The organism is Kitasatospora sp. SUK 42, assembly GCF_015776785.2.
GTDB lineage: Bacteria > Actinomycetota > Actinomycetes > Streptomycetales > Streptomycetaceae > Kitasatospora.
The window spans coordinates 1,900,846-1,922,328 of the sequence record NZ_LFMD02000002.1 but is presented as its reverse complement, the minus strand read 5'-3'; the positions used below and the strand labels follow the sequence as shown (position 1 = coordinate 1,922,328).

Annotated in this window: 18 protein-coding genes; 10 read left to right on the top strand and 8 right to left on the bottom strand. The window is 71.2% G+C overall.

Features of this window, described 5'->3' with window-relative positions; genetic code table 11:
- The first annotated feature begins 17 nt into the window (after window positions 1-17).
- Window positions 18-1,226 carry a GNAT family N-acetyltransferase gene (locus RZ50_RS08345; protein ID WP_196951212.1) on the top strand — a complete coding sequence of 403 codons (1,209 nt, stop codon included), beginning with the start codon at window positions 18-20 and terminating at the stop codon, window positions 1,224-1,226.
- Window positions 1,227-1,290: 64 nt separating this feature from the next.
- On the opposite strand, the gene dnaB is transcribed toward RZ50_RS08345, so the two are convergent.
- Window positions 1,291-2,796 carry a replicative DNA helicase gene (dnaB, locus tag RZ50_RS08340; RefSeq protein WP_196951219.1) on the bottom strand — a complete coding sequence of 502 codons (1,506 nt, stop codon included), beginning with the start codon at window positions 2,794-2,796 and terminating at the stop codon, window positions 1,291-1,293.
- 579 nt (window positions 2,797-3,375) lie between these two features.
- Between dnaB and RZ50_RS08335 the strand changes: the two genes are divergently transcribed.
- A complete protein-coding gene (locus RZ50_RS08335; protein WP_196951211.1) occupies window positions 3,376-4,710 on the top strand; it encodes an MATE family efflux transporter in 1,335 nt (444 codons plus the stop codon).
- Between the two features lie 89 nt (window positions 4,711-4,799).
- Here the strand turns inward: RZ50_RS08335 and rplI are convergent, their stop codons facing one another.
- The 4 genes from rplI to rpsF all read right to left on the bottom strand — a co-directional run bounded on the left by rplI (window position 4,800) and on the right by rpsF (window position 6,570).
- Window positions 4,800-5,246: a 50S ribosomal protein L9 gene (rplI, locus tag RZ50_RS08330; RefSeq protein ID WP_196951210.1), complete on the bottom strand. Its 447-nt coding sequence runs from the start codon at window positions 5,244-5,246 to the stop codon at window positions 4,800-4,802.
- 17 nt (window positions 5,247-5,263) lie between these two features.
- Window positions 5,264-5,500, bottom strand: coding sequence for a 30S ribosomal protein S18 (rpsR, locus tag RZ50_RS08325; protein WP_030059640.1), 237 nt, complete (start codon window positions 5,498-5,500; stop codon window positions 5,264-5,266).
- Window positions 5,501-5,580: 80 nt separating this feature from the next.
- Window positions 5,581-6,183, bottom strand: coding sequence for a single-stranded DNA-binding protein (locus RZ50_RS08320; RefSeq protein ID WP_196951209.1), 603 nt, complete (start codon window positions 6,181-6,183; stop codon window positions 5,581-5,583).
- 96 nt (window positions 6,184-6,279) lie between these two features.
- Window positions 6,280-6,570, bottom strand: a complete 291-nt coding sequence (gene rpsF / locus RZ50_RS08315; RefSeq protein WP_030233085.1) for a 30S ribosomal protein S6 — start codon at window positions 6,568-6,570, stop codon at window positions 6,280-6,282.
- 317 nt (window positions 6,571-6,887) lie between these two features.
- On the opposite strand from rpsF, the gene RZ50_RS08310 reads away from it, so the two are divergent.
- The 3 genes from RZ50_RS08310 (at window position 6,888) to RZ50_RS08300 (ending at window position 9,543) form a co-directional block, all read left to right on the top strand.
- A complete protein-coding gene (locus tag RZ50_RS08310) occupies window positions 6,888-7,187 on the top strand; it encodes a hypothetical protein (RefSeq protein WP_196951208.1) in 300 nt (99 codons plus the stop codon).
- Window positions 7,188-7,376: 189 nt separating this feature from the next.
- Window positions 7,377-8,495, top strand: a complete 1,119-nt coding sequence (locus RZ50_RS08305) for a peptidoglycan bridge formation glycyltransferase FemA/FemB family protein (RefSeq protein ID WP_196951207.1) — start codon at window positions 7,377-7,379, stop codon at window positions 8,493-8,495.
- A 13-nt stretch (window positions 8,496-8,508) separates the two neighbouring features.
- The gene (locus RZ50_RS08300) at window positions 8,509-9,543 is read left to right on the top strand and encodes an alanine racemase (RefSeq protein WP_196951206.1); all 1,035 of its coding nucleotides are present in this window, start codon (window positions 8,509-8,511) and stop codon (window positions 9,541-9,543) included.
- Between the two features lie 15 nt (window positions 9,544-9,558).
- Here the strand turns inward: RZ50_RS08300 and RZ50_RS08295 are convergent, their stop codons facing one another.
- Both RZ50_RS08295 and RZ50_RS08290 read right to left on the bottom strand, forming a co-directional pair.
- Entirely contained in the window at window positions 9,559-11,136 is a 1,578-nt protein-coding gene (locus RZ50_RS08295; protein WP_196951205.1) for a glycosyltransferase family 87 protein, read from the bottom strand.
- A gap of 176 nt (window positions 11,137-11,312) precedes the next feature.
- On the bottom strand, window positions 11,313-13,877 hold the full coding sequence (locus RZ50_RS08290; protein WP_254802032.1) for a transglycosylase domain-containing protein: 2,565 nt from the start codon (window positions 13,875-13,877) through the stop codon (window positions 11,313-11,315).
- A gap of 537 nt (window positions 13,878-14,414) precedes the next feature.
- Here RZ50_RS08290 and RZ50_RS08285 point away from each other — a divergent pair.
- The 5 genes from RZ50_RS08285 (at window position 14,415) to RZ50_RS08265 (ending at window position 19,693) form a co-directional block, all read left to right on the top strand.
- Complete coding sequence (locus RZ50_RS08285; protein WP_196951203.1) at window positions 14,415-15,116, top strand: PadR family transcriptional regulator; 702 nt, start codon at window positions 14,415-14,417, stop codon at window positions 15,114-15,116.
- Window positions 15,117-15,243: 127 nt separating this feature from the next.
- Complete coding sequence (locus RZ50_RS08280; protein WP_196951202.1) at window positions 15,244-16,326, top strand: inositol-3-phosphate synthase; 1,083 nt, start codon at window positions 15,244-15,246, stop codon at window positions 16,324-16,326.
- A gap of 158 nt (window positions 16,327-16,484) precedes the next feature.
- Complete coding sequence (locus tag RZ50_RS08275) at window positions 16,485-17,822, top strand: MFS transporter (RefSeq protein ID WP_308271532.1); 1,338 nt, start codon at window positions 16,485-16,487, stop codon at window positions 17,820-17,822.
- A gap of 187 nt (window positions 17,823-18,009) precedes the next feature.
- Window positions 18,010-18,612, top strand: coding sequence for a hypothetical protein (locus RZ50_RS08270; protein WP_196951221.1), 603 nt, complete (start codon window positions 18,010-18,012; stop codon window positions 18,610-18,612).
- A 58-nt stretch (window positions 18,613-18,670) separates the two neighbouring features.
- Window positions 18,671-19,693, top strand: coding sequence for a hypothetical protein (locus RZ50_RS08265; RefSeq protein ID WP_196951200.1), 1,023 nt, complete (start codon window positions 18,671-18,673; stop codon window positions 19,691-19,693).
- Window positions 19,694-19,753: 60 nt separating this feature from the next.
- Here RZ50_RS08265 and RZ50_RS08260 read toward each other — a convergent pair whose 3' ends face one another.
- Window positions 19,754-21,160 (bottom strand): CCA tRNA nucleotidyltransferase, encoded by a 1,407-nt coding sequence (locus RZ50_RS08260; RefSeq protein ID WP_196951218.1) that lies wholly within the window; start codon window positions 21,158-21,160, stop codon window positions 19,754-19,756.
- Between the last annotated feature and the right edge of the window lie 323 nt (window positions 21,161-21,483).

The window sequence follows — 21,483 nt, the reverse complement described above, 5'->3', positions numbered from 1 at the left end:
AGGAGGCAGCGGTAGCAATGCAGATCCGTCCCACCACCGACCAGGACCGCGACCTCTTCATCGACACCGTCCACGCCGCGTTCGGACGATTCCCGGAGACCCCGACCGAGGGCGGCGGCGGAGTCTGGTGGGCGGCGACCGAGACGGGCCGCAGCCTGCTCGCCGTGGCGGCGGACGGGCGGCCCGCCGGCACCGCCGGCGCGTACTCCTTCGAACTCACCCTGCCCGGCGAGGTCGTCGTCCCGGCCGCCGGGGTGACCTCCGTCGGCGTGCTGCCCTCGCACCGGCGCCGGGGCGTGCTCACCGCGATGATGCGGCATCAACTCGCCGACGTGCGGGCCCGGGGCGAGTTCCTCTCCGTGCTGCTGGCCTCCGAGGCCGTGATCTACCGCAGGTTCGGCTACGGGCCGGCGACGTACACCCAGCGGCTGACCGTGCCGCGCCACCGGGCCGACTTCGCCGCTCCCCGGGCCGGCGGCCCGGACACCGGCACGGTCGAGCTGCTGCGCCGCGCCGAGTGCGTCGACCTCCTGGAGGAGGTCTACGACCGGTACCGCCGCGCGCAGCCCGGCGCGCTGTCCCGGCCGCACCACTGGTGGGCCCTGGGCGCGGGGCAGCCCCCGGTCGCCCCGGCGCCGCGCTACGTGGCCGTCCACCGCGACGCGGACGGCGTCCCGGACGGCTACGCCAGCTACTCGCTCGACGGCGCCACCCTGACGGTCGACGAGGTCGTCGCCGTCGACGACACCGCCCACACCGCCCTGGCCCGGTACGCGCTCGGCCACGACCTGGTCACCGAGGTCGTGTTCAAGCACTTCCCGCCGGAGCACCCGCTGCGCTGGCAGCTCGCGGACTTCAACGCCGGCCAGCTGACCGGCCACACCGACTGGCTCTGGGTGCGGCTGCTGGACGTCCCCCGCGCACTGACCTCGCGCGGCTGGTTCACCGACGGCGAGCTGGTCCTCGACGTGGACGACCCGTTCCTCGGCGAGCACCACCGCCACCTGCTGACCGTCCGGGACGGCAAGGCCGACTGCGTCCCGACGGACCGGGAGCCCGACCTCTCCCTGGACGTGAGCGACCTCGGCTCGATCTACCTCGGCGGCACCGCCCCGAGCGCCCTGGTGCGCGCCGGGCACGTCCGGGCCCACCGCCCCGGCGCGACCGCCCTCGCCGACGCCCTCTTCCGTGCCGAGCGCGCCCCGCACTGCCTGCACTGGTTCTGACCGCACGCACCTCGCCCGTCGGGAGCGGCCGCTCCCGACGGGCGAGGTGCGTGCGCGAGCCCGGTCAGTCCCGGGTCATGTCGACGAAGCGCGAGTAGTGGCCCTGGAAGGCCACCGTGATGGTGGCGGTGGGGCCGTTACGGTGCTTGGCGACGATCAGGTCGGCCTCGCCCGCGCGCGGGGACTCCTTCTCGTAGGCGTCCTCGCGGTGCAGCAGGATGACCATGTCGGCGTCCTGCTCGATCGAGCCGGACTCTCGGAGGTCCGAGACCATCGGCCGCTTGTCGGTGCGCTGCTCGGGGCCACGGTTCAGCTGGGAGAGCGCGATGACCGGGACTTCCAGCTCCTTGGCCAGCAGCTTGAGGTTACGGGACATGTCCGAGACCTCCTGCTGGCGGTTCTCGGCCCGGCGGGAGCCGCCGGACTGCATCAGCTGGAGGTAGTCGATGACGATCAGCTTGATGTCGTTGCGCTGCTTCAGCCGGCGGCACTTGGCGCGGATCTCCATCATCGACAGGTTCGGCGAGTCGTCGATGAACAGCGGTGCCTCGCTGACGTCCGGCATCCGGCGGGCGACCCTGGTCCAGTCGTCGTCCGTCATGCTGCCGGAGCGCATGTGGTGCAGCGCGACCCGGGCCTCGGCGGACAGCAGGCGCATGGCGATCTCGTTGCGCCCCATTTCGAGCGAGAAGATCACGCTCGGCAGCTTGTTGTGGATCGAGCAGGCCCGGGCGAAGTCCAGCGCGAGGGTGGACTTACCCATGGCGGGGCGGGCCGCGATGACGATCATCTGACCGGGGTGCAGCCCGTTGGTGAGCTGGTCGAAGTCGGCGAAGCCGGTCGGCACTCCGGACATCTGGCCGTTGCGGGAGCCGATCGACTCGATCTCGTCGAGGGCCCCCTCCATGATGTCGGCGAGCGGCGCGTAGTCCTCGTTGGTGCGCTGCTCGGTGACGGCGTAGATCTGCGCCTGGGCGGCGTTGACGATCTCGTCCACGTCGCCCTCGGCCGCGTAGCCCATGCCGGCGATCCGGGTGCCGGCCTCGACCAGGCGGCGCAGGACGGCGCGCTCGTTGACGATCTGGGCGTAGTACTCGGCGTTGGCCGCGGTCGGGACGGAGTTGACCAGGGTGTGCAGGTAGGAGGCGCCGCCGACGCGCTGCAGCTCGCCGCGCTTGGTCAGCTCACCGGCCACGGTGATCGGGTCGGCCGGCTCGCCGCGGGCGTACAGGTCGAGGATCGCGCCGTGGATCATCTCGTGCGCGGGCCGGTAGTAGTCGGCCGGCTTGAGCACCTCGACCACGTCGGCGATGGCGTCCTTGGACAGCAGCATGCCGCCGAGGACGGACTGCTCGGCGGCGAGGTCCTGCGGGGGGACGCGCTCGAAGCCGTCCCCGCCGCCCTGGCCGCCGTCCTCGCGCTCGTCCCGGCGGTCGCGGTCGCCCTTGCCGTTCTTGAAGCCGCCCTTCCGGAAGCCCTCGCCCCGGCCACCGCCTTGGCCGCCCTGGCCGTTCCGGTCACCCTGGCCGTTCCGGTCACCCTGGCCGCCGCGGTTGCGGGAGACCGGCAGCCGGTCGCCGGGACCGTCCGGGAAGGGCGCGTCGTCGAAGGCGCCGGCCGGGAAGGGGTCCTCGGCGGTCTGCCAGTCCTCCTCCGGCGGCGGGGCGTCGTGGTCGTCGTACTGGGGGCCGGTCACGCGTGTTCCCCGATCAGCGAGTGGTGCGAAGTTGGAGCGGGCCTTGCCGGTGGCTGGGTGGAGCGGAGCCGCTCCTCTTTGTACGCCACGGCTCCGACAAATCGGACGCCGGGGCGGGCGGAAGTGTCGGGCGGAGGGCCCACGCTAAGGCGCCGGACGCCCTCGCGCCAAGGCGGTTATCCACAGGGGGTGTGGATGAAGGGCCCCGACCTGTGGAGAACTGCCGCAAAGCTGTGGACGCCCCTGTGGAAGTCCCTGTGGATAACCGGACGATCGATCCACCGTCAACCGGCTGACCTGCGATTCCCCCGTCCCGGGCCTGTGCATGAGAAATTCTTCACACGCCGTCGGACGGCTGTGGGCACGGAGCGCGCCGGGTGCGTCGCTCAGGATTTCGAGTAATGACCGAACTGTCATGGTGTCCATTACCTGTGGATGAGTAACCTGGAGCCCATGACCGCCGCCCCCACAGCGCCCTCCAGACGCCGGCACGACCGCGAGATCCTCGCCCTCGCCGTCCCGGCCTTCGGCGCACTGGTCGCCGAGCCGCTCTTCCTGATGGCCGACTCCGCGATCGTCGGCCACCTCGGCACCCCCCAGCTGGCCGGGGTCGGGGTCGCCTCCGCCGCCCTCACCACCGCGACCGGCGTGTTCGTCTTCCTCGCCTACGCCACCACCGCCGCGGTGGCCCGCCGGATCGGTGCCGGGGACCGCCGGGGCGCCGTCCAGCAGGGCATCGACGGCCTCTGGCTCGCGATCGGCCTGGCCGTCCCGGTGGTCCTGCTCACCCTGCTGCTGGCCCCCTGGGCGGCCGAGGTGCTGGGCGCCTCGCCGACCGCCGCGCCGTACGCCGTGACCTACCTGCGGATCAGCTCCCTGGGCATCCCGGCGATGCTCCTGGTGCTGGCCGCCACCGGCGTGCTGCGCGGCCTCCAGGACACCCGTACGCCGCTGCTGGTGGCCGTCGCGGGCTTCACCGCCAACATCGGCCTGAACGCCGGGCTGGTGTACGGCGCCGGGCTCGGGGTGGCCGGCTCGGCCTGGGGCACCGTGCTGGCGCAGACCGGGATGGCCGCCGTCTACCTGGTCGTGGTGGTCCGCGGCGCCCGCCGGGAGCGGGCCACGCTGCGGCCGGACGCGGCGGGCATCCGGGCCGGCGCCCGGGCGGGCGGTCCACTGCTGGTGCGGACGGTCAGCCTGCGCGCGGTGCTGATGCTCGCCACCGCGGTGGCCGCCCGGCTCGGCGACGACCAGGTGGCCGCGCACCAGATCGCCATGACCCTGTTCAGCTTCCTGGCCTTCGCGCTGGACGCCATCGCCATCGCCGGGCAGGCCATCATCGGCCGCTACCTGGGTGCCTCGGACGTCCCCGGCGCCCGGGCGGCCACCCGGCGGATGGTCGAGTGGGGCCTCGGCTCCGGGGTGGTGCTCGGCCTGCTGGTGGTGCTCGCCCGCCCGCTGTACGTCCCGCTCTTCACCCCCGACCCGGTGGTGCAGGGGCAGCTGCACACCGCCCTGCTGCTGCTCGCGCTCAGCCAGCCGGTGGCCGGGCTGGTCTTCGTGCTGGACGGGGTGCTGATGGGTGCCGGGGACGGCCCGTACCTGGCCTGGGCGGCGCTCGCGACCCTGGCGGTGTTCGCCCCGGCGGCCCTCCTGGTGCCGGCCGCCGGCACCGGTCTGGCCGGGCTCTGGTGGGCGATGAACCTGTTCATGCTGGTCCGCGCCGCCTTCCTGGTGGCCCGCGCCCGCGGCGGCCGCTGGCTGGTCACGGGCGCCGTCCGGGGCTAGGACCTGCCCGGGGCTGGGGCCGGCCCGGGGAACGACCGAGGGCCGGACTCCCCGGGAGGAGTCCGGCCCTCAGGCGACTGCTACGGAACTCAGGCAGCGACGACGGCGATGTCCAGGTTGGCCAGGACGTCGGAGTGCAGCTTGACCGAGATCTTGTGGGTGCCCACGGTCTTGATCGGCGAGGCGATCGCGACGGCGCGCTTGTCCACAGCCGGGCCGCCGGCGGCCTTGATGGCCTCGACGACGTCGGCCTGGGTGACCGAGCCGAACAGGCGGCCGGCCTCGCCCGAGCGAACGGCCAGCTTGACCTGGACGCCCTCAAGCTTGCCCTTGACCTCGTTGGCGGCCTCAAGGGTCTGGATCTCGTGGATCTTGCGGGCGCGACGGATGGCGTCGACGTCCTTCTGACCACCCTTGGTCCAGCGGATGGCGTAGCCACGCGGGACCAGGTAGTTGCGGGCGTAGCCGTCCTTGACCTCGACGACCTCGCCGGCGGAGCCGAGACCCGGCACCTCGTGAGTGAGGATGATCTTCATTACAGGGTCACCCTCTCTTAGCGCGCGGTGCTGGTGTAGGGCAGCAGCGCCATCTCACGGCTGTTCTTCACGGCCGTGGCGACGTCACGCTGGTGCTGGGTGCAGTTGCCGGTGACCCGGCGGGCACGGATCTTGCCGCGGTCGGAGATGTACTTCCGCAGCAGGTTCGTGTCCTTGTAGTCAACGTAGTTGACCTTGTCCTTGCAGAAGACGCAAACCTTCTTCTTCGGCTTGCGAGCAGGCGGCTTCGCCATTGTGTGCTCCATTTGGGGTTCACGGCCCGGCGGGCGTCCGGGGACGCCTGCGGCCGGGCCGCACGAAATCTGTCAGCTCTTTAGAACGGGGGCTCTTCCGAGAAGCCGCCACCGGACGGGGCACCCCAGCCGCCGCCCTGGTTGCCACCGGACGGAGCGCTGGACGCCCACGGGTCGTCGGAGGGGCCGGACTGGCCGCCACCGGAGTTTCCACCCCAGTTGCCGCCGCCCTGCTGGCCGCCACCGCCGCCCCAACCGCCCTGGCCGCCACCCTGCTGGCCGCCGAAGCCGCCGCCGGGACCGCCGGGGCCGCCGGACCGGTTGGCCCGGGTGACCTTCGCGGTCGCCGACCGCAGGCTCGGGCCGACCTCGTCGACCTCGACCTCGAAGACCGTCCGCTTCTCGCCTTCCTTGGTCTCGTAAGACCGCTGGCGCAGTCGGCCCTGCACGATGACGCGCATGCCGCGCTGCAGCGACTCGGCCACGTTCTCCGCCGGCTGACGCCAGACGTTGCACGTGAGGAAGAGGCTCTCGCCGTCCTTCCACTCGTTCGTCTGACGGTCGAAGGTGCGGGGGGTGGACGCGATGCGGAACTTCGCGACCGCCGCACCCGACGGGGTGAAGCGCAGCTCGGGGTCGTCGACGAGATTGCCGACGAGGGTGATGACGGTCTCGCCTGCCATGGTGGTGATGACCTCTCGGGAAGATGTCCGTTCACCGCTGTTTCACGTGAAACAGCGGACGCGAGCTACCCGAGACCCGAAGGCCTCAGAGGTGGCTCAGTGGGTGTCCGGGCGCAGGACCTTGGTCCGCAGAACCGACTCGCTCAGGCCCATCTGGCGGTCGAGCTCCTTGACGACCTCAGGCGTGGCCTTCAGGTCGATGACCGAGTAGATGCCCTCGGACTGCTTGTTGATCTCGTAAGCCAGACGGCGACGACCCCAGGTGTCGACCTTCTCCACCTTGCCGCCGCCGTTGCGGACGACAGTGAGGAAGTTCTCGATCAGGGGGGAGACAGCGCGCTCCTCGACCGAGGGGTCGAGGATGACCATCACCTCGTAGTGACGCATGAGTAACCCACCTCCTTTGGACTCAGCGGCCACGGTCTCTCCGTGGCAGGAGGGTTGTGCGTAGCGTCGGCACCGGTGCGGTGACGACTCCGGCACACCGTAGCGGCCGGGTCGGACAGTCGGCCCCCGCTCACCCGGAAGGGGCGTCGCCCGGAAGAGGGCGCAAGGGGGCACAACTACACCAGTGCAGACGAGCAGCCTACCCGCACCCGGACGGCCGAACAAAACGCATAGGGGTTGTGAGTGCGGCCCAACCGCCGCAATCTGGACGGAACGGGATTCCTGCCCGTTCGTCTCCACGCCAGGAGGTGGGACACATGGCCCAGTCCGTCCACCGCATGCCCGCGCTCACGCTGAACACCGACGGCCACCCGCACCCCCGCGAGAACACCCTGGTGGCGCTGACCACCGTGCTGGGCGTGATCGCCTTCACCACCTCGTTCTTCCACAACCTGCACCTGCTGACCTCGTGGACCGGTCTGGCCGGGATCGTCACGGGCCTGTGGGGCATGTTCGTCTCGGTCACCACCGCCGAGCGCTTCGTCCTGATGATCACGCTCGGCGCCGCCGCGATCGGCTTCTACCTCGGCATCGCCCGCGGCGGTCTCTGGGGCTGAGCCCCCGGCGCACTCCGGGCCGGGACCCCGGCTCAGGAACCCCAGGCGCCCCCGGCGCGTGTCTGCAACAGACAGGTACGCGACGGGGGCGCCGTCACGCCCGCACCGACGGGCGCCGGGGCCCCGGACGATAGGGTCACCCGGAGAACCTGGGGCCACCGCAGCCCGACCGACGAGGAGCACCGAGCAATGAGCCTGCGCCTGAGGACGATCACCCGCGAGGAGCACCTCGCCTTCATCAGGAGCCGCGCCTCGGCGAGCCACATGCAGGTGCCGTCGTGGGGCGACGTGAAGGCGGAGTGGCGCTCCGAGTCGATCGGCTGGTTCGACGAGCACAACCAGCTGGTCGGCGCCGGCCTGGTGCTCTACCGCCAGCTGCCCAAGCTCAAGCGCTACCTCGCCTACCTGCCCGAGGGCCCGGTCATCGACTGGTTCGACCGCGACCTCGACCGCTGGCTGTCGCCGATGCTGGCGCACCTCAAGTCGCAGGGCGCGTTCTCGGTGAAGATGGGCCCGCCGGTGGTCATCCGCCGCTGGGACGCCCCCACCATCAAGGAGGCCATCGCCGGCAAGCAGGCCAAGCGCCTGCGCGACATCGAGGCCGACTGGTACGAGGCGCGCGCCTTCGAGGTGGCCGACCGGCTGCGCAAGGCCGGCTGGCTGCAGGGCGAGGACGGCGGCGCCGGCTTCGGCGACGTCCAGCCGCGCTACGTCTTCCAGGTGCCGCTGGCCAACCGCTCGCTGGACGACATCCAGAAGGGCTTCAACCAGCTCTGGCGCCGCAACATCAAGAAGGCCGAGAAGAGCGGCGTCGAGGTGTTCCAGGGCGGCTACGACGAGCTGCCGATCTTCCACCAGCTCTACCTGGTCACCGCCGAGCGCGACAAGTTCACCCCGCGCCCGCTGTCCTACTTCCAGCGGATGTGGAAGGCCCTCACCGCCGAGGACCCGAACCGGATGCGGCTCTACATCGCCTACCACGACGGCGAGCCGCTGGCCGCGACGACGATGCTGGTGGTCGGCGAGCACGTCTGGTACTCCTACGGCGCCTCGGCCAACCACAAGCGCGAGGTCAAGCCCTCGAACGCGATCCAGTGGCGGATGATGCGCGACGCCTACGCGCTCGGCGGCGGCGTGTACGACCTGCGCGGCATCAGTGACACCCTGGACGAGAACGACCACCTGTTCGGCCTGATCCAGTTCAAGGTCGGCACCGGCGGCCAGGCGGCCGAGTACCTCGGCGAGTGGGACTTCCCGCTCAACAAGCTGCTGCACAAGGCCCTCGACCTCTACATGTCCCGCCGCTGAGGAGGCTGACCCGATGACGCTGTCGCTCTACCTCGACACCGAACGCTGGCGCACCCACCAGCGGTCCGTCCTGACCGAGTTCCCCGGCCTGGTCCCGGTCGCCAAGGGGAACGGCTACGGTCTGGGCAACCACCGGCTGGCCGAGGAGGCGACGCTGCTCGGCACCGGGGTGCTGGCCGTCGGCACCGCGTACGAGGCGGCGGACGCCGCCGAGTGGTACGGCGGCGAGCTGCTGGTGCTCACCCCGTACCGGGTCGGTGAGGAGATACTGCCGCTGCCGCACGCCCGGGTGATCCGGACGGTCGCGAGCCTGGCGGCGCTGCGCGCGCTGCCCGGCGCCCGGGTGGTGGTGGAGTGCATGACCACCATGCGCCGGCACGGCGTGGGCGCGGAGGACCTGCGGACGGTCGCCGCCGAGCTGGACGGCGTCTCCTTCGAGGGCCTGGCGCTGCACCTGCCGATGGACCGGCCGGACGGCTCCAGTCCGGTCGAGGAGGTCGCGTACTGGGTGGACACCGCCCGGGCGGCCGGCATCCCGGTGCACACCGTGTTCGTCAGCCACCTCGGCGCGGCGGGCATGGAGCAGCTGGCCCAGCGCTACCCGGACACCGTGTTCCGGGCCCGGATCGGCACCCGGCTCTGGCTGGGCGACCACAACGCGCTGGAGGTCCGGGCCACGGTGCTGGACGTCACCCAGGTGCGCAAGGGCGACCGCTACGGCTACCGCCAGCACCCGGCGCCGTCCGACGGCCACCTCCTGGTGGTCGCCGGCGGCACCGCGCACGGCATCGGTCTGGAGGCGCCCAAGTACGTGCAGAGCATGGCCTCCCGGGCCAAGGGCATCGCCCGGGCCGGCCTGGCGACCGTCAACAAGACCAAGTCGCCGTTCCACTGGGCGGGCAAGCAGCTCTGGTTCGCCGAGCCGCCGCACATGCAGGTCTCGCTGCTGTTCCTGGACGGGGAGACCAACCCCCCGGCGATCGGCGAGGAGCTGGGCCTCCAGGTCCGGCACACCACCACGCACTTCGACCGCGTGGTGGACCGCTAGAACCGCTGGACCCGGCTACGGCTTCTCGGCCGGCTCCGGCAGTTCGGGCTCGTACAGCCACTGCTCGGGGCCGGCCGGCGCGTACCTGGCGTAGCTCTCCTCCTCGCGCAGCCGCCGGGCGGTGCCCAGCACGAACACGTCCGGGGCGCCGTCGAGCACCCCGCCGGAGGGGTCGTCGCTGCCGTCCCAGCGGACCGGGTCGCGGTCCGGGTGGAGGGCGTCGCGGACCACCAGCACGACCAGGTAGAGCGTGCCGAGCAGGTGCAGCGCGATCGCGAAGTGGTACCAGGGCTCGCCGATCCCGTGCTGCTTGGGCCCGGTGACGAAGCCCAGGTGCGACCAGATGCCCAGGGTGTAGAGCACCTCGCAGGCCTGCCAGATCAGGAAGTCCCGCCAGCGGGGCCGGGCCAGCGCCGCCAGCGGCACCAGCCAGAGCGCGTACTGCGGCGAGTACACCTTGTTGACCAGCACGAACAGCGCGACCACCAGGAAGGCCAGCTGCGCGACGCGCGGCCGCCGGGGCGCGGAGAGGCCGAGCCACGTTATGGCCGCGCAGCCCAGCACCATCAGCACGGCGATGTAGAGGTCGAGGTCGACCAGGCCGGCGCCGCGGTTCTGCATCAGGATCAGCCAGAACGAGCCGTAGTCCTCGCCGCGGTGCTTGCTGAAGACGTAGAAGGTCGACCAGCCCTGCCAGTTGGCCAGCATGATGGGCAGGTTGACCACCAGCCAGGCGCCCGCCGCGCCGCCCAGCATCACCCGGAACTCGCGCCACTTCCCGGCCCGCCAGCAGAGCACCAGCAGCGGGCCGATCAGCAGCACCGGGTAGAGCTTGGCCGCGGTGGCCAGACCGATGAACACACCGGCCCAGCCCGGCCGGGCACCGGACCACCAGGCCATCGCCACGGCGGCCAGGGCGACCGCCAGCAGGTCCCAGTTGACCGTGCCGTTGAGCAGCAGGACGGGCGCGAGCGCGAACAGCAGCGCGTCCCAGGGGCGGCGCCGGTGGGTGCGGGAGAGCGCCACCGCGGCGACCACCGCGCAGGCCATCAGCAGCCCGGCGTTGATCACCCAGAACCACTGCTCCTGGCTCTGCGGGGTGCCGCCGCCGGGCGTCAGCCAGGCCGCGACCTGCATGAACAGGCCGGTCAGCACCGGGTACTCCAGGTACTGGAGGTCCCCCGAGGTGCCCGGGATGCGGTCCACGTACGGGTGCAGCCCGGCCGCGAAGCCGCGGCCGGAGAACAGGTGCGGGATGTCGCTGTAGCAGGCGTGGATGTACTGCGGCGAGCCCGGCTGGAACCAGGCCTGCTGGTAGCAGGGCAGGTTGTGCGCCATGCCGAGCACCGAGACCACGATCACCGCGAGGGCCAGGAAGCGCGCCGGGATCCACCAGGAGACGCCGAGCAGCGCCCGCCGGCCGGGCGGGCCGCCGAACAGCTCGCTGCCGGCCGCCGCCACCGGGTCCTCGTCGGCCGGGACGACGACCGTGTTGGGCGGCGGCGCGGCCGTGGCGACGGCTGCCGGGGTGGGCCCTGCGGCGGCGCCGGGACCGTCCGGGCCGACGGTTTCGTCACGATCGCTCGACGTCATGCCGGACATCCTGCCGCACCATCCGCACCGGGACGAGGAGGACCCCGCAACGGTCCGCGGCGGTCCACCGGGACCAGTCCCGCGAATCGTGACGAAACGGCGGTGGCGGCCCTCCGAGGAGGACCGCCACCGCCGTTCACCGTCTCACTGGTCGGACCGGTAGGACCGGCTCGGGGCTACGGCACCGTCCCGCCCGGCGCGCCGCCTCCGCCGGCGGTGGTGGTCGGGGACGGCTTGCCGCCGCCACCGGTACCGCCGCCATTACCGCTGCCGCCACCGGTACCACTGCCGCCACCGGTACCGCCGCCACTACCGCTGCCGCCACCGCTACCACTGCCGCCACCGGTACCGGTACCGCCGCCGTTGCCGCCGTTGGTGGGCGTCGTGCAGAACACGAGGCAGCTGTCCGACGGCTGCGGCGGCCTGCCGGTGTGGGTCGGCGGCTGGGTCGGCTGGCAGTCCACCCCCGGCACGCAGCCCCCGCCCTGGGTGGGCTGCGGCGGCTGCGGGCGCTCCGGCTGCTGGGTGGGCTGCTCCGGCTGGGCCGGGGCCGACGGGGTGTCCGTCGCGGTCGGCGACGGCGGGGCCGTGGCCGTGGCCGTGGCCGGCGCGCCGGAGGAGTCCACCTCGGTGCCGACCGGCTGCGGGGTCGGGAAGTCCATCTTCTTCTCGTTGGCCAGCGCGGTCTGCATGTACCGGGTGAAGATGTCGGTGGGGATGTCACCACCGTGGATGTCCTTCTTGCCGGCCGTTCCGTCGAGCGACTCCCGCTTGTGCTCGCTGGGGTTCTCGCGCCACATCGCGACGCTGGTCACCAGCTGCGGGGTGTAGCCGACCCACCAGGCCGAACGGCCCTTGTCGGTGGTACCGGTCTTACCGGCCACCGGGCGGCCCAGGGCGTTGGTCTTGGAACCGGTACCGTTCTTCGCCACGTTCACCAGCACGTCGGTGACGTTGTCGGCGACGGCCGGCTCCAGCGCCACCTTGGTGTCCTTCTTGCCGAAGCCCGCACGCTCCTTGCCGGCCACCTCGACCTTGGTGACCGAGTAGGGTTCGGCCTCCTTGCCGCTGGCGGCGAGGGTGCCGTAGGCGGTGGCCATGCGGATCGGGCTGATGGTGGAGGTGCCGATCGGGAAGGTCGCGGTCTTCGGGTCGGTCAGGCTCTCCCGCTTGACGCCCATCTGCACCGCGATGTCGGCCACGTTCTGGCCGCCGACGTCCTGGCCGAGCTGGACGAAGGGCACGTTGTACGACCACTGCATGGCCTGCCGCAGCGAGACGTAGCCGCGCTTGCCGGTGTCCTCGTTCTTCTGCCGGTAGGGCTTGCCGTCGTCGCCGATCACCAGCGAGCCGTCCGCCTTGCGGATCTCGGACATGTCGTCGGACAGGTAGCGGCTGTCGGCGTTGATCCGCTTCGGCTTGCCGCTGTCGTCCTTCGCGGTCTGCACGCCGACCTGCATCGCGGCGGACAGGACGAAGGGCTTGAAGGTCGAACCGACCTGGACGCCGGTCGCCTCGGCGTTGTTGTCGTAGTGGCCGTTCTCCACGCCGTCACCGCCGTAGATGGCGATCAGCGCACCGTCGCCGGGGCGGACGCTGGCGGCGCCGAACTGGACGAAGGTGTCGTTGTTGGGCCGCTTCTTCGGGTCGAGGTTCTCGGCCTTGACGTCGTCGACGGCCTTCTTCAGGGCGTCGACCTTGTCCTTCTCGAAGGTGGTGTAGATCCGCAGGCCGCCCTTGTCGAGCAGCTGCTGGGTGATCGTCTTGTCGGTGGCCATCACGTACCGGTTGGCGGTGTCGACCAGGTAGCTGATCTCACCGTTCATGTTGGAGCTGGGCTTCAGCGTGACCGGCTCCGGGAAGGCGGTGCACTTGCCCCGCTCCTCCGGGGTGATGGCCTTGGTCTTCACCATCTGGTCGAGGATCCAGGACCACCGGCCCTGCGCCCGCTCCTTGTTGGCCGGGATGCTGGGATCGAAGTAGGCCGCGCCCTTCAGCAGGCCGGCCAGCATGGCGCTCTGGCAGAGGTCGAGGTCCTTGGCGTTGACCCCGTAGTAGGCCTGCGCGGCGGCCTGGGCGCCGTTCGCGCCGCGGCCGAACCAGCTGGTGTTGAGGTAGCCCTTGAGGATGTCGTCCTTCTCCATCTTCTGATTGATCTTCAGCGTGATGAAGAACTCCTTCACCTTGCGGCTGAGGGTCTGTTCCTGGCTCAGGTAGGCGTTCTTGACGTACTGCTGGGTGATCGTCGAGGCGCCCTGGGTCTCTCCGCCCTTCGCCATGTTGTAGACGGCGCGGAGCATGCCCTTGGGGTCGATGCCGCTGTCGGTGCGGAAGCTCTGGTTCTCCGCGGCGATCACGGCGTTCTGCAGGTAGGGGCTGATGTCCTTGAGCTCGACGATCTGACGGTTCGTCTCGCCCTTGCGGGTCATCTCGCTGCCGTCGGCCCAGTAGTAGATGGTGTTCTGGGTCTGCATCAGCTCGTTGGCGCTCGGGACCACCGTGGTCTGGTAGACGTAGAAAATCCCGCCCACGCAGACCGCGAAGAACAGCAGGAAGCCGCTCAGCCACTGCTTCCAGGACGGCAGCCAGCGCCGGACGCCGGTCTTGCCGAACCGCGGGTAGTCGATGAAGCGCTTCTTGCCGGGGCCGGCGGCCGCGGCGGCGGAAGCGGCGGCGGCTCCCCGCCGACCGCCCCCCTTGCCCTTCTTCTGCGCGGCCTTGCGCATCTCGGCCCGGGTCATCCGGGGCTGCTGGGCGGTCTCCCGTTCTCCCGACTGGCGCCGGCGGCCGAGCCCTTCCGAACTCAGTTCGTCGGGACCGGATCCCCCTCGACGGCCTCCGCCTCCCGGGGGCTGCTGCCCGTTACCGCCCGGGTTGGGCGTCCTTCGCCGTCGCTCGCTCATCTTCCAGCCACTCCTCGCCAGGCCGATCCGGCCTGAAGGCAGGGTTCAGGTCCGATGCCCGGACCGCCCTAACCCCGGAGGTGGTCCTCGTGCACACGCGACAGCGTACGCAGCACGGAAATACAACTAATCGGGCATCAACCGCCAATGCCCTCAAAACGGCGTCAGATCATTACACGCCCGTTGCCAAGCCCACCCGCGCGTCGGCTTGTGATCACATTCACGCGTGCCCCCCTTGCCGGTTGCGGAGGCCGGGTTTACTGTTCTCGATATATCGAGCCGATACATCGGAACGGTATACCGCTCCGATACGTTGAAGCGGTACACCGCGGGACGCATCGGCCGGACCGAGGGTCGAGAGGAGGGAGGACGGCAGTGGGCAGGCGCTCAGGAGTGCTGGAGTTCGCCGTTCTCGGCCTGCTCCACGACGCCCCGATGCACGGTTACGAGCTGCGCAAGCGGCTCAACATCCTGCTCGGGACGCTGCGGGCGCTCTCCTACGGAACGCTCTACCCGTGCCTGAAGAGCCTGGTCGCCCAGGGTTTCCTGGTCGAGGACAACCCGGACGTCGAGTACGTCCCGGCCACCGCGCTCAACGGCAAGCGGTCCAAGATCGTCTACCGGCTCTCCCCCGAGGGCAAGCAGCGCTTCGAGGAGCTGCTCGCCGACTCCGGCCCCGACGCCTGGGAGGACGAGCACTTCGGCGTCCACTTCGCGTTCTTCGGCCAGACCGACCGGGCCGTGCGGATGCGCGTCCTGGAGGGTCGCCGCAGCCGGCTGGAGGAGCGCCTGGAGCGGATGCGCAACTCGCTGGCCCGCGCCCGCGAGCGGTTCGACGACTACACCGTCGAACTCCAGCGGCACGGACTGGAGTCGGTGGAGCGCGAGGTCCGGTGGCTCAACGAGCTGATCGAGACCGAACGCGCCAACCGCACCGGCCGGACCGGGCCCGCCACCGGCGGGAACACCACCGCCGGCACCGACCAGACTTCGGACGGCCGTGGCCAGGAGACAGGGTCCCCGGACCCGTCCGGGCCACCGTACGACCGCCCGGGGCGCTCCGCCCAGGAGCGCTGACACCGCGTCAGCCCCGTGCCACGCGGCAGGAGTGGGCGCCTCGCGCCCGTACAAGCAGTCATTCGAAGAAGCAGGACGAGTGCCGTCACCCCCGGCGGCCCTCATGAGATCACAGGGAGCAACCGGAATGGGTTCGGTTCGCGTAGCCATCGTGGGCGTGGGCAACTGCGCCGCGTCGCTGGTGCAGGGTGTCGAGTACTACAAGGACGCCGACCCGGCCGGCAAGGTCCCCGGGCTGATGCACGTCCAGTTCGGTGACTACCACGTCCGTGACGTGGAGTTCGTCGCCGCCTTCGACGTCGACGCCAAGAAGGTCGGCTTCGACCTGGCCGACGCCATCGGCAACAGCGAGAACAACACCATCAAGATCTGCGACGTGCCGCCGACCGGCGTCACCGTCCAGCGCGGCCACACCCTCGACGGCCTGGGCAAGTACTACCTGGAGACCATCGAGGAGTCGGACGAGGCCCCGGTCGACGTCGTCCAGGTCCTCAAGGACCAGCAGGTCGACGTCCTGGTCTGCTACCTGCCCGTCGGTTCCGAGGCCGCGGCCAAGTTCTACGCCCAGTGCGCCATCGACGCCAAGGTCGCCTTCGTGAACGCCCTGCCGGTGTTCATCGCGGGCACCAAGGAGTGGGCGGACAAGTTCACCGAGGCCGGCGTGCCGATCGTCGGTGACGACATCAAGTCCCAGGTCGGCGCCACCATCACGCACCGCGTGATGGCCAAGCTGTTCGAGGACCGCGGTGTCATCCTTGAGCGCACCATGCAGCTGAACGTCGGCGGCAACATGGACTTCAAGAACATGCTGGAGCGCGACCGCCTGGAGTCCAAGAAGATCTCCAAGACCCAGGCCGTCACCTCGCAGATCCGCGACCGCGAGCTGGGCGCCAAGAACGTCCACATCGGCCCGTCGGACTACGTGGCCTGGCTGGACGACCGCAAGTGGGCCTACGTCCGCCTTGAGGGCCGCGCGTTCGGCGACGTCCCGCTGAACCTGGAGTACAAGCTCGAGGTCTGGGACTCCCCGAACTCCGCCGGTGTCATCATCGACGCCCTGCGTGCCGCCAAGATCGCCAAGGACCGCGGCATCGGCGGCCCGATCCTGTCGGCCTCCTCCTACTTCATGAAGTCCCCGCCGGTTCAGTACTTCGACGACGAGGCCCGCGAGAACGTCGAGAAGTTCATCCGCGGTGAGGTCGAGCGCTGAGCGCAGCGCGGTTCGCGGCTGTTGAGCGCAGTGCGCTGAGCGGCTGACCGCTCCTAGCTCCACGGAGGGGCCCGTGATCCTGTGATCGCGGGCCCTTCACCTTTTCCCGGCCAATGTTTCACGTGAAACGGCGACCGGTTCCGTGGCACTCTGGGCGGGTGGCGATCACCGAGAACGGCAGCACCCACCAGTCCGCGCACCGCGCCACGCTCCTCGGCCTGCTCCGGGGCCGCGACTTCCGGCGGCTGCTGACCGCCCGGGTGCTCTCCCAGCTCTCGGACGGCGTCTTCCAGGTCTCGCTCGCCGCCTACGTGGTCTTCTCCCCCGAGAAGCAGTCCTCCCCCGCCGACATCGCCTCGGTGCTGGCCGTGATGCTGCTGCCGTTCTCGGTGATCGGCCCGTTCGCCGGGGTGCTGCTGGACCGCTGGCGCCGCCGCCAGGTGCTCTACTTCGGCAACCTGGCCCGCTTCGGGCTGGGCCTGTGCACCGGCGCGCTGCTGCTGGCGGAGGCGCCGACCTGGCTGTTCTTCGCCTCGGCGCTGCTGGTCACCGCGCTCAACCGGTTCATCCTGGCCGGGCTGTCCGCCGCCCTGCCCCGGGTGGTGGAGCAGGACCAGTTGGTCACCGCCAACGCCCTCTCCCCCACCCTGGGGACGGTCGCCGCCGCCTCGGGCGGGGGCATCGGCTTCCTGCTCCACCAGCTGATGGCCCCCGGCCCGGAGGCGGACGCCGCCCTGGTCACGGTCGCCTCGCTGCTCTACCTGTCGGCCGCGCTGGCCGCCCGCCGGATGGACCGCGACCTGCTCGGCCCGGAGCAGCACGGCGACCACCCCGCGCTCAGCCGGGCGCTGGTCCGAGCCGCCGTCGAACTCGGCGCGGCCGTACGCCACTTGAAGCGGGACTGCCGGCCCGCCGTGCACGCGCTGGCCGCCGTCACCGCCGCCCGGTTCTGCTACGGCGTGCTGATCGTGGTCGTGGTGATGCTCGCCCGGTACACCTTCAACGACCCCGCCGACAGCGCGGCCGGGCTGGCCACCCTCGGCCAGGCGGTCGGCCTCTCCGCGGCGGGCTTCTTCATCGCCGCGCTGGTCAGCCCCTGGTGCACCCGGCGGCTGGGCCTGGCCGGCTGGATGACGGCCTGTCTGATCGCTCCGGTGGTGTTCGTCCCCGCCCTGGGCCTGTTCTTCGCCCCGGTGCCCTGCATGGTCGCCGCGCTGCTGCTCGGGGTGGTCACCCAGGGCACCAAGATCTGCGCCGACACCGTGGTGCAGGAGTCGGTCGAGGACGAGTACCGCGGTCGGGTCTTCGCCATCTACGACGTGCTGTTCAACATCGCCTTCGTGGCCGCCGCCCTGGTCACCGCGCTGGTGCTGCCGCTGTCCGGCCGCTCGGTCGGGGTGGTGCTCGGGGTGGCCGCGGTGTACGCGCTCACCGCGGTGCTCTACCTGCGGGCCGCCCGGCGCTCCGGCCCGCTCCCCGGCGACCTGCGGCTCTGAACCCGGCCCTGTGACCGGCCTTGGGGACCGACCCCAGGGACCCGCCCCTGAAACCCCCGTGTCCCGGAACGGAAACCGGTTCGTCCCGAAAGCCCCTCACGGTCTCCGAACGGATTGCGTCCGACCCGGTCGCTAAGGTACGTACACCTGTCGGAGCGACAGCACTCGGTCCCGGGGGGACTAACTGATGAGCACACCGCCCAACCCGTACGGGCCGCCGCCGCCCGCCCAGGCGGCCGTGCCCGCCCCGCCCGGGTTCGGGCCTCCCCCGCCGTCGTACGGGCAGCCTCCGTACGGCCAGCCGCCCCACACCCAACCACCGTACGCCCAACCGCCCTACGGGCAGCCTCCGTACGGGCAGCCCCCGTACGCCGCCCAGCAGCCGCCCGTCGGGCGGTACGGCTACCCCCAGCCCGCCGCGGCGCCCGGCGGCAGGCGCGGCCTGCGGTCCAGGCTGAGGATCGCCGGCGCGGTCGGCGGCTCCGTCGTGCTGGCCGTCGGCTACTTCGTGGCCGGCCCGAGCGTCAGCAGCGCCAAGCCCGGCGACTGCGTCCGGGTGACCGGCTCCCGCCAGGTGGAGATCGTCAACTGCACCGACTCCAAGGCGAATTACCGGGTGCTGTCGAAGTTCACCGACACCACCGACGTGAACCGCTGCCGACAGACGCCGCAGACCGTCACCGCCGTCTCGGGCAAGAGCGGCCGCCGCTGGAACAAGCGGCGGTACGTGCTCTGCCTCGGCCCGCTGACCCCCACCACCACCGGCAAGCCGCCGGTGAAGACGTACTGACCTCGTACACCGACATCCTCATCCGGGGGACCCCTTGTCCGTTCCGCCTCCACCCCAGATGCCGTACGGCCCACCGCCGAACGACGGCAACCCGTACGCCCCACCGCCGAACGACCACAACCCGTACGCCTCCGGCGGCCCGTACGGCGCCCCGCCCCCGCCGGGCTACGGCTACCCGGCCGCCCCGCCGCCGGACCAGCCGTACGGCGCGCAGCCGCCCGGCTACGGCTACGGCTACCCGCCGCCGCCCCCGATGGACGCGCCGCACTGCCGCTTCTGCGGTGGCTACCCGGCGGTGGACGCCAACGTCCGCGGCCACCAGGGCCTGGTGCTCCTGTACCGGATGCTGCGGATGCCCGGCCCGTTCTGCCGCACCTGCGGAACGGCCACCGTGCGCGACATGTCCGCCCGGACGCTGGTTCAGGGCTGGTGGGGCTGGGCGTCGGTGATCCTGACCCCGATCACCCTGCTGATGAACCTCAGCGCCAACGGGAAGATCAAGCGGCTGCCGCCGCCGATGCCGGGCACCCACGGCCCGCAGCTCGACCCGGGCGTCCCGCTGGGCCGGCGCCCGCACATGGCCATGCTGCTGCTGCCGGTCTCCCTGGTGGTCACCGTCCTCCTGGCCGCCACCGGTGTGCTGGGTCCGAAGAACGACGTCGACACCCCGGTCTCGTCCTCGACGGTCTCGCCCACCCCGTACACCTTCTCGCCGTCGCCGTTCCCGTCCTACACCCCGCCGGTCGTCCCCAGCCCGACCTTCACCCTGCCGCCGCTGCCGAGCATCACCCTGCCGCCGGCCACCACCCCGACCGACTCCGCGGACCGCGTGGACGACGCCAAGCCCGGCGACTGCCTGCGCAACGAGAACGGCACCAGCGAGACCACGGACACCCACCCGAAGGTCACCGTGCTGCCCTGCACCGACGCGAAGGCGCAGTACAAGGTGGTCTTCAAGTACCTGACCACCTCCGACGAGAAGGTCTGCAAGCAGCAGCCGAAGTCGGACAGCTGGTACATCAGCAAGCACCCCAACTTCCCGGTCCTGGACTACGTGCTCTGCCTGAAGCAGCTCAGGTGACCCAGGGCACGCAGGAGGGGTGGTCCGGCGAACGGACCACCCCTCGCGTCGTGTTCGGGCTCAGCCCTGCTGCTCGGCCCACCAGGCGTGCAGCGCCGCGACCGCCGCGTCGTGCTCCATCGGGCCGTACTCCAGCCGCAGTTCGAGCATGTGCTTGTACGCCTTGCCGACCATCGGACCGGGCTTGATGGCCAGCAGCTCCATGATCTCGTTGCCGTCCAGCGCCGGGCGGATGGCGTCCAGCTCCTCCTGCGCCTTCAGCTCCCCGATCCGCTGCTCCAGGCCGTCGTAGATGCGCGACAGCGCCGCCGCCTTCTTGCGGTTGCGGGTGGTGCAGTCCGAGCGGGTCAGCTTGTGCAGGCGCTCCAGCAGCGGCCCGGCGTCGGTGACGTAGCGGCGCACTGCGGAGTCGGTCCACTCGCCGCCGCCGTAGCCGTGGAAGCGCAGGTGCAGCTCGACCAGGCGCGACACGTCCTCGGTGAGCTCCTTGGAGTACTTGAGCTCGCGCATCCGCTTGCGGGTCATCTTGGCGCCGACCACCTCGTGGTGGTGGAAGGAGACCCGGCCGTCCGACTCGAAGCGGCGGGTGCGCGGCTTGCCGATGTCGTGCAGCAGCGCGGCCAGCCGCAGGGCGAGGTCCGGGCCGTCCTGCTCCAGGTCGATGGCCTGCTCCAGGACGGTCAGCGAGTGCTCGTAGACGTCCTTGTGCCGGTGGTGCTCGTCGCGCTCCAGCCGCAGCGCGGGCAGCTCCGGCAGCACGTACCCGGCCAGGCCGGTGTCGACCAGCAGCCGCAGGCCCTTCACCGGGTACTTGGCGAGCAGCAGCTTGTTCAGCTCGGCCTGGACCCGCTCGGCGGAGACGATGGTGATCCGCTCGGCCATCTCCGTCATCGCGGCGACCACCTCGGGCGCCGGGTCGAAGTCCAGCTGGGCGGCGAAGCGGGCGGCCCGCATCATCCGCAGCGGGTCGTCGGAGAAGGACTCCTCCGGGGTGGCGGGGGTGCGCAGCACCCGGGCCTCCAGGTCCTCCAGGCCGTGGTGCGGGTCGACGAAGCCGCGGCCGGGCAGGTCGACGGCCATCGCGTTGACCGTGAAGTCCCGGCGGACCAGGTCCTGCTCGATGGTGTCGCCGTACGTCACCTCGGGCTTGCGCGAGGTGCGGTCGTACGCCTCGGAGCGGTAGGTGGTGATCTCGATCAGGAAGGACCCGTCGGCGGTGTCCTTGCGGGCGCCGACGGTGCCGAAGGCGATGCCCACGTCCCAGACCGCGTCCGCCCAGCCCTTGACCAGCTTGAGCACCTGCTGCGGACGGGCGTCGGTGGTGAAGTCCAGGTCGTTGCCGAGCCGGCCGAGCAGCGCGTCCCGGACCGACCCGCCGACCAGCGCCAGCCGGTGACCGGCCGCCTGGAACCGGCGGGCGATCTCGTCGGCCACCGGTGACACCCGCAGCAGCTCTTGCAGCCCCATGGTCTGGGCCTCGCTCAGGCCTGGAACGGCCTGGACGGCGGTGCTGGAACGGTCGGTGCGCGCGGTGGGCTCATTGGCAGTGGACACGGCTCACAAGGGTACGTGGCCCGGCAGGTCAACCGCCCGCGCGTTTTGGGCGTCTCACCCCACAGCCCGCAACACTGCGCGCCGGGCTGGATCGTTACCATGCCGGTGGACGAGTCTCGGGCACCGGACAGGGGATGCGGTGCCGCGCGCCGCCACGTCGGCGGAAACCTCCGCGGCGGCAGCGCGGCGAACGGCGTCGGGCGAAGAGCGTCAAGCGGGGAACGTCGGGCGACAGC

Excerpts from the sequence above, each read along its gene's own strand:
- RZ50_RS08295 (WP_196951205.1), bottom strand. The coding sequence starts at position 11,136 with ATGACGTCGAGCGATCGTGACGAAACCGTCGGCCCGGACGGTCCCGGC.
- RZ50_RS08265 (WP_196951200.1), top strand. The coding sequence starts at position 18,671 with ATGCCGTACGGCCCACCGCCGAACGACGGCAACCCGTACGCCCCACCG.
- rpsR (WP_030059640.1), bottom strand. The coding sequence starts at position 5,500 with ATGGCGAAGCCGCCTGCTCGCAAGCCGAAGAAGAAGGTTTGCGTCTTC.
- rplI (WP_196951210.1), bottom strand. The coding sequence starts at position 5,246 with ATGAAGATCATCCTCACTCACGAGGTGCCGGGTCTCGGCTCCGCCGGC.
- RZ50_RS08270 (WP_196951221.1), top strand. The coding sequence starts at position 18,010 with ATGAGCACACCGCCCAACCCGTACGGGCCGCCGCCGCCCGCCCAGGCG.
- RZ50_RS08335 (WP_196951211.1), top strand. The coding sequence starts at position 3,376 with ATGACCGCCGCCCCCACAGCGCCCTCCAGACGCCGGCACGACCGCGAG.
- RZ50_RS08310 (WP_196951208.1), top strand. The coding sequence starts at position 6,888 with ATGGCCCAGTCCGTCCACCGCATGCCCGCGCTCACGCTGAACACCGAC.
- RZ50_RS08260 (WP_196951218.1), bottom strand. The coding sequence starts at position 21,160 with ATGGGGCTGCAAGAGCTGCTGCGGGTGTCACCGGTGGCCGACGAGATC.
- RZ50_RS08280 (WP_196951202.1), top strand. The coding sequence starts at position 15,244 with ATGGGTTCGGTTCGCGTAGCCATCGTGGGCGTGGGCAACTGCGCCGCG.
- RZ50_RS08320 (WP_196951209.1), bottom strand. The coding sequence starts at position 6,183 with ATGGCAGGCGAGACCGTCATCACCCTCGTCGGCAATCTCGTCGACGAC.
- rpsF (WP_030233085.1), bottom strand. The coding sequence starts at position 6,570 with ATGCGTCACTACGAGGTGATGGTCATCCTCGACCCCTCGGTCGAGGAG.
- RZ50_RS08300 (WP_196951206.1), top strand. The coding sequence starts at position 8,509 with ATGACGCTGTCGCTCTACCTCGACACCGAACGCTGGCGCACCCACCAG.
- RZ50_RS08345 (WP_196951212.1), top strand. The coding sequence starts at position 18 with ATGCAGATCCGTCCCACCACCGACCAGGACCGCGACCTCTTCATCGAC.
- RZ50_RS08305 (WP_196951207.1), top strand. The coding sequence starts at position 7,377 with ATGAGCCTGCGCCTGAGGACGATCACCCGCGAGGAGCACCTCGCCTTC.
- RZ50_RS08290 (WP_254802032.1), bottom strand. The coding sequence starts at position 13,877 with ATGACCCGGGCCGAGATGCGCAAGGCCGCGCAGAAGAAGGGCAAGGGG.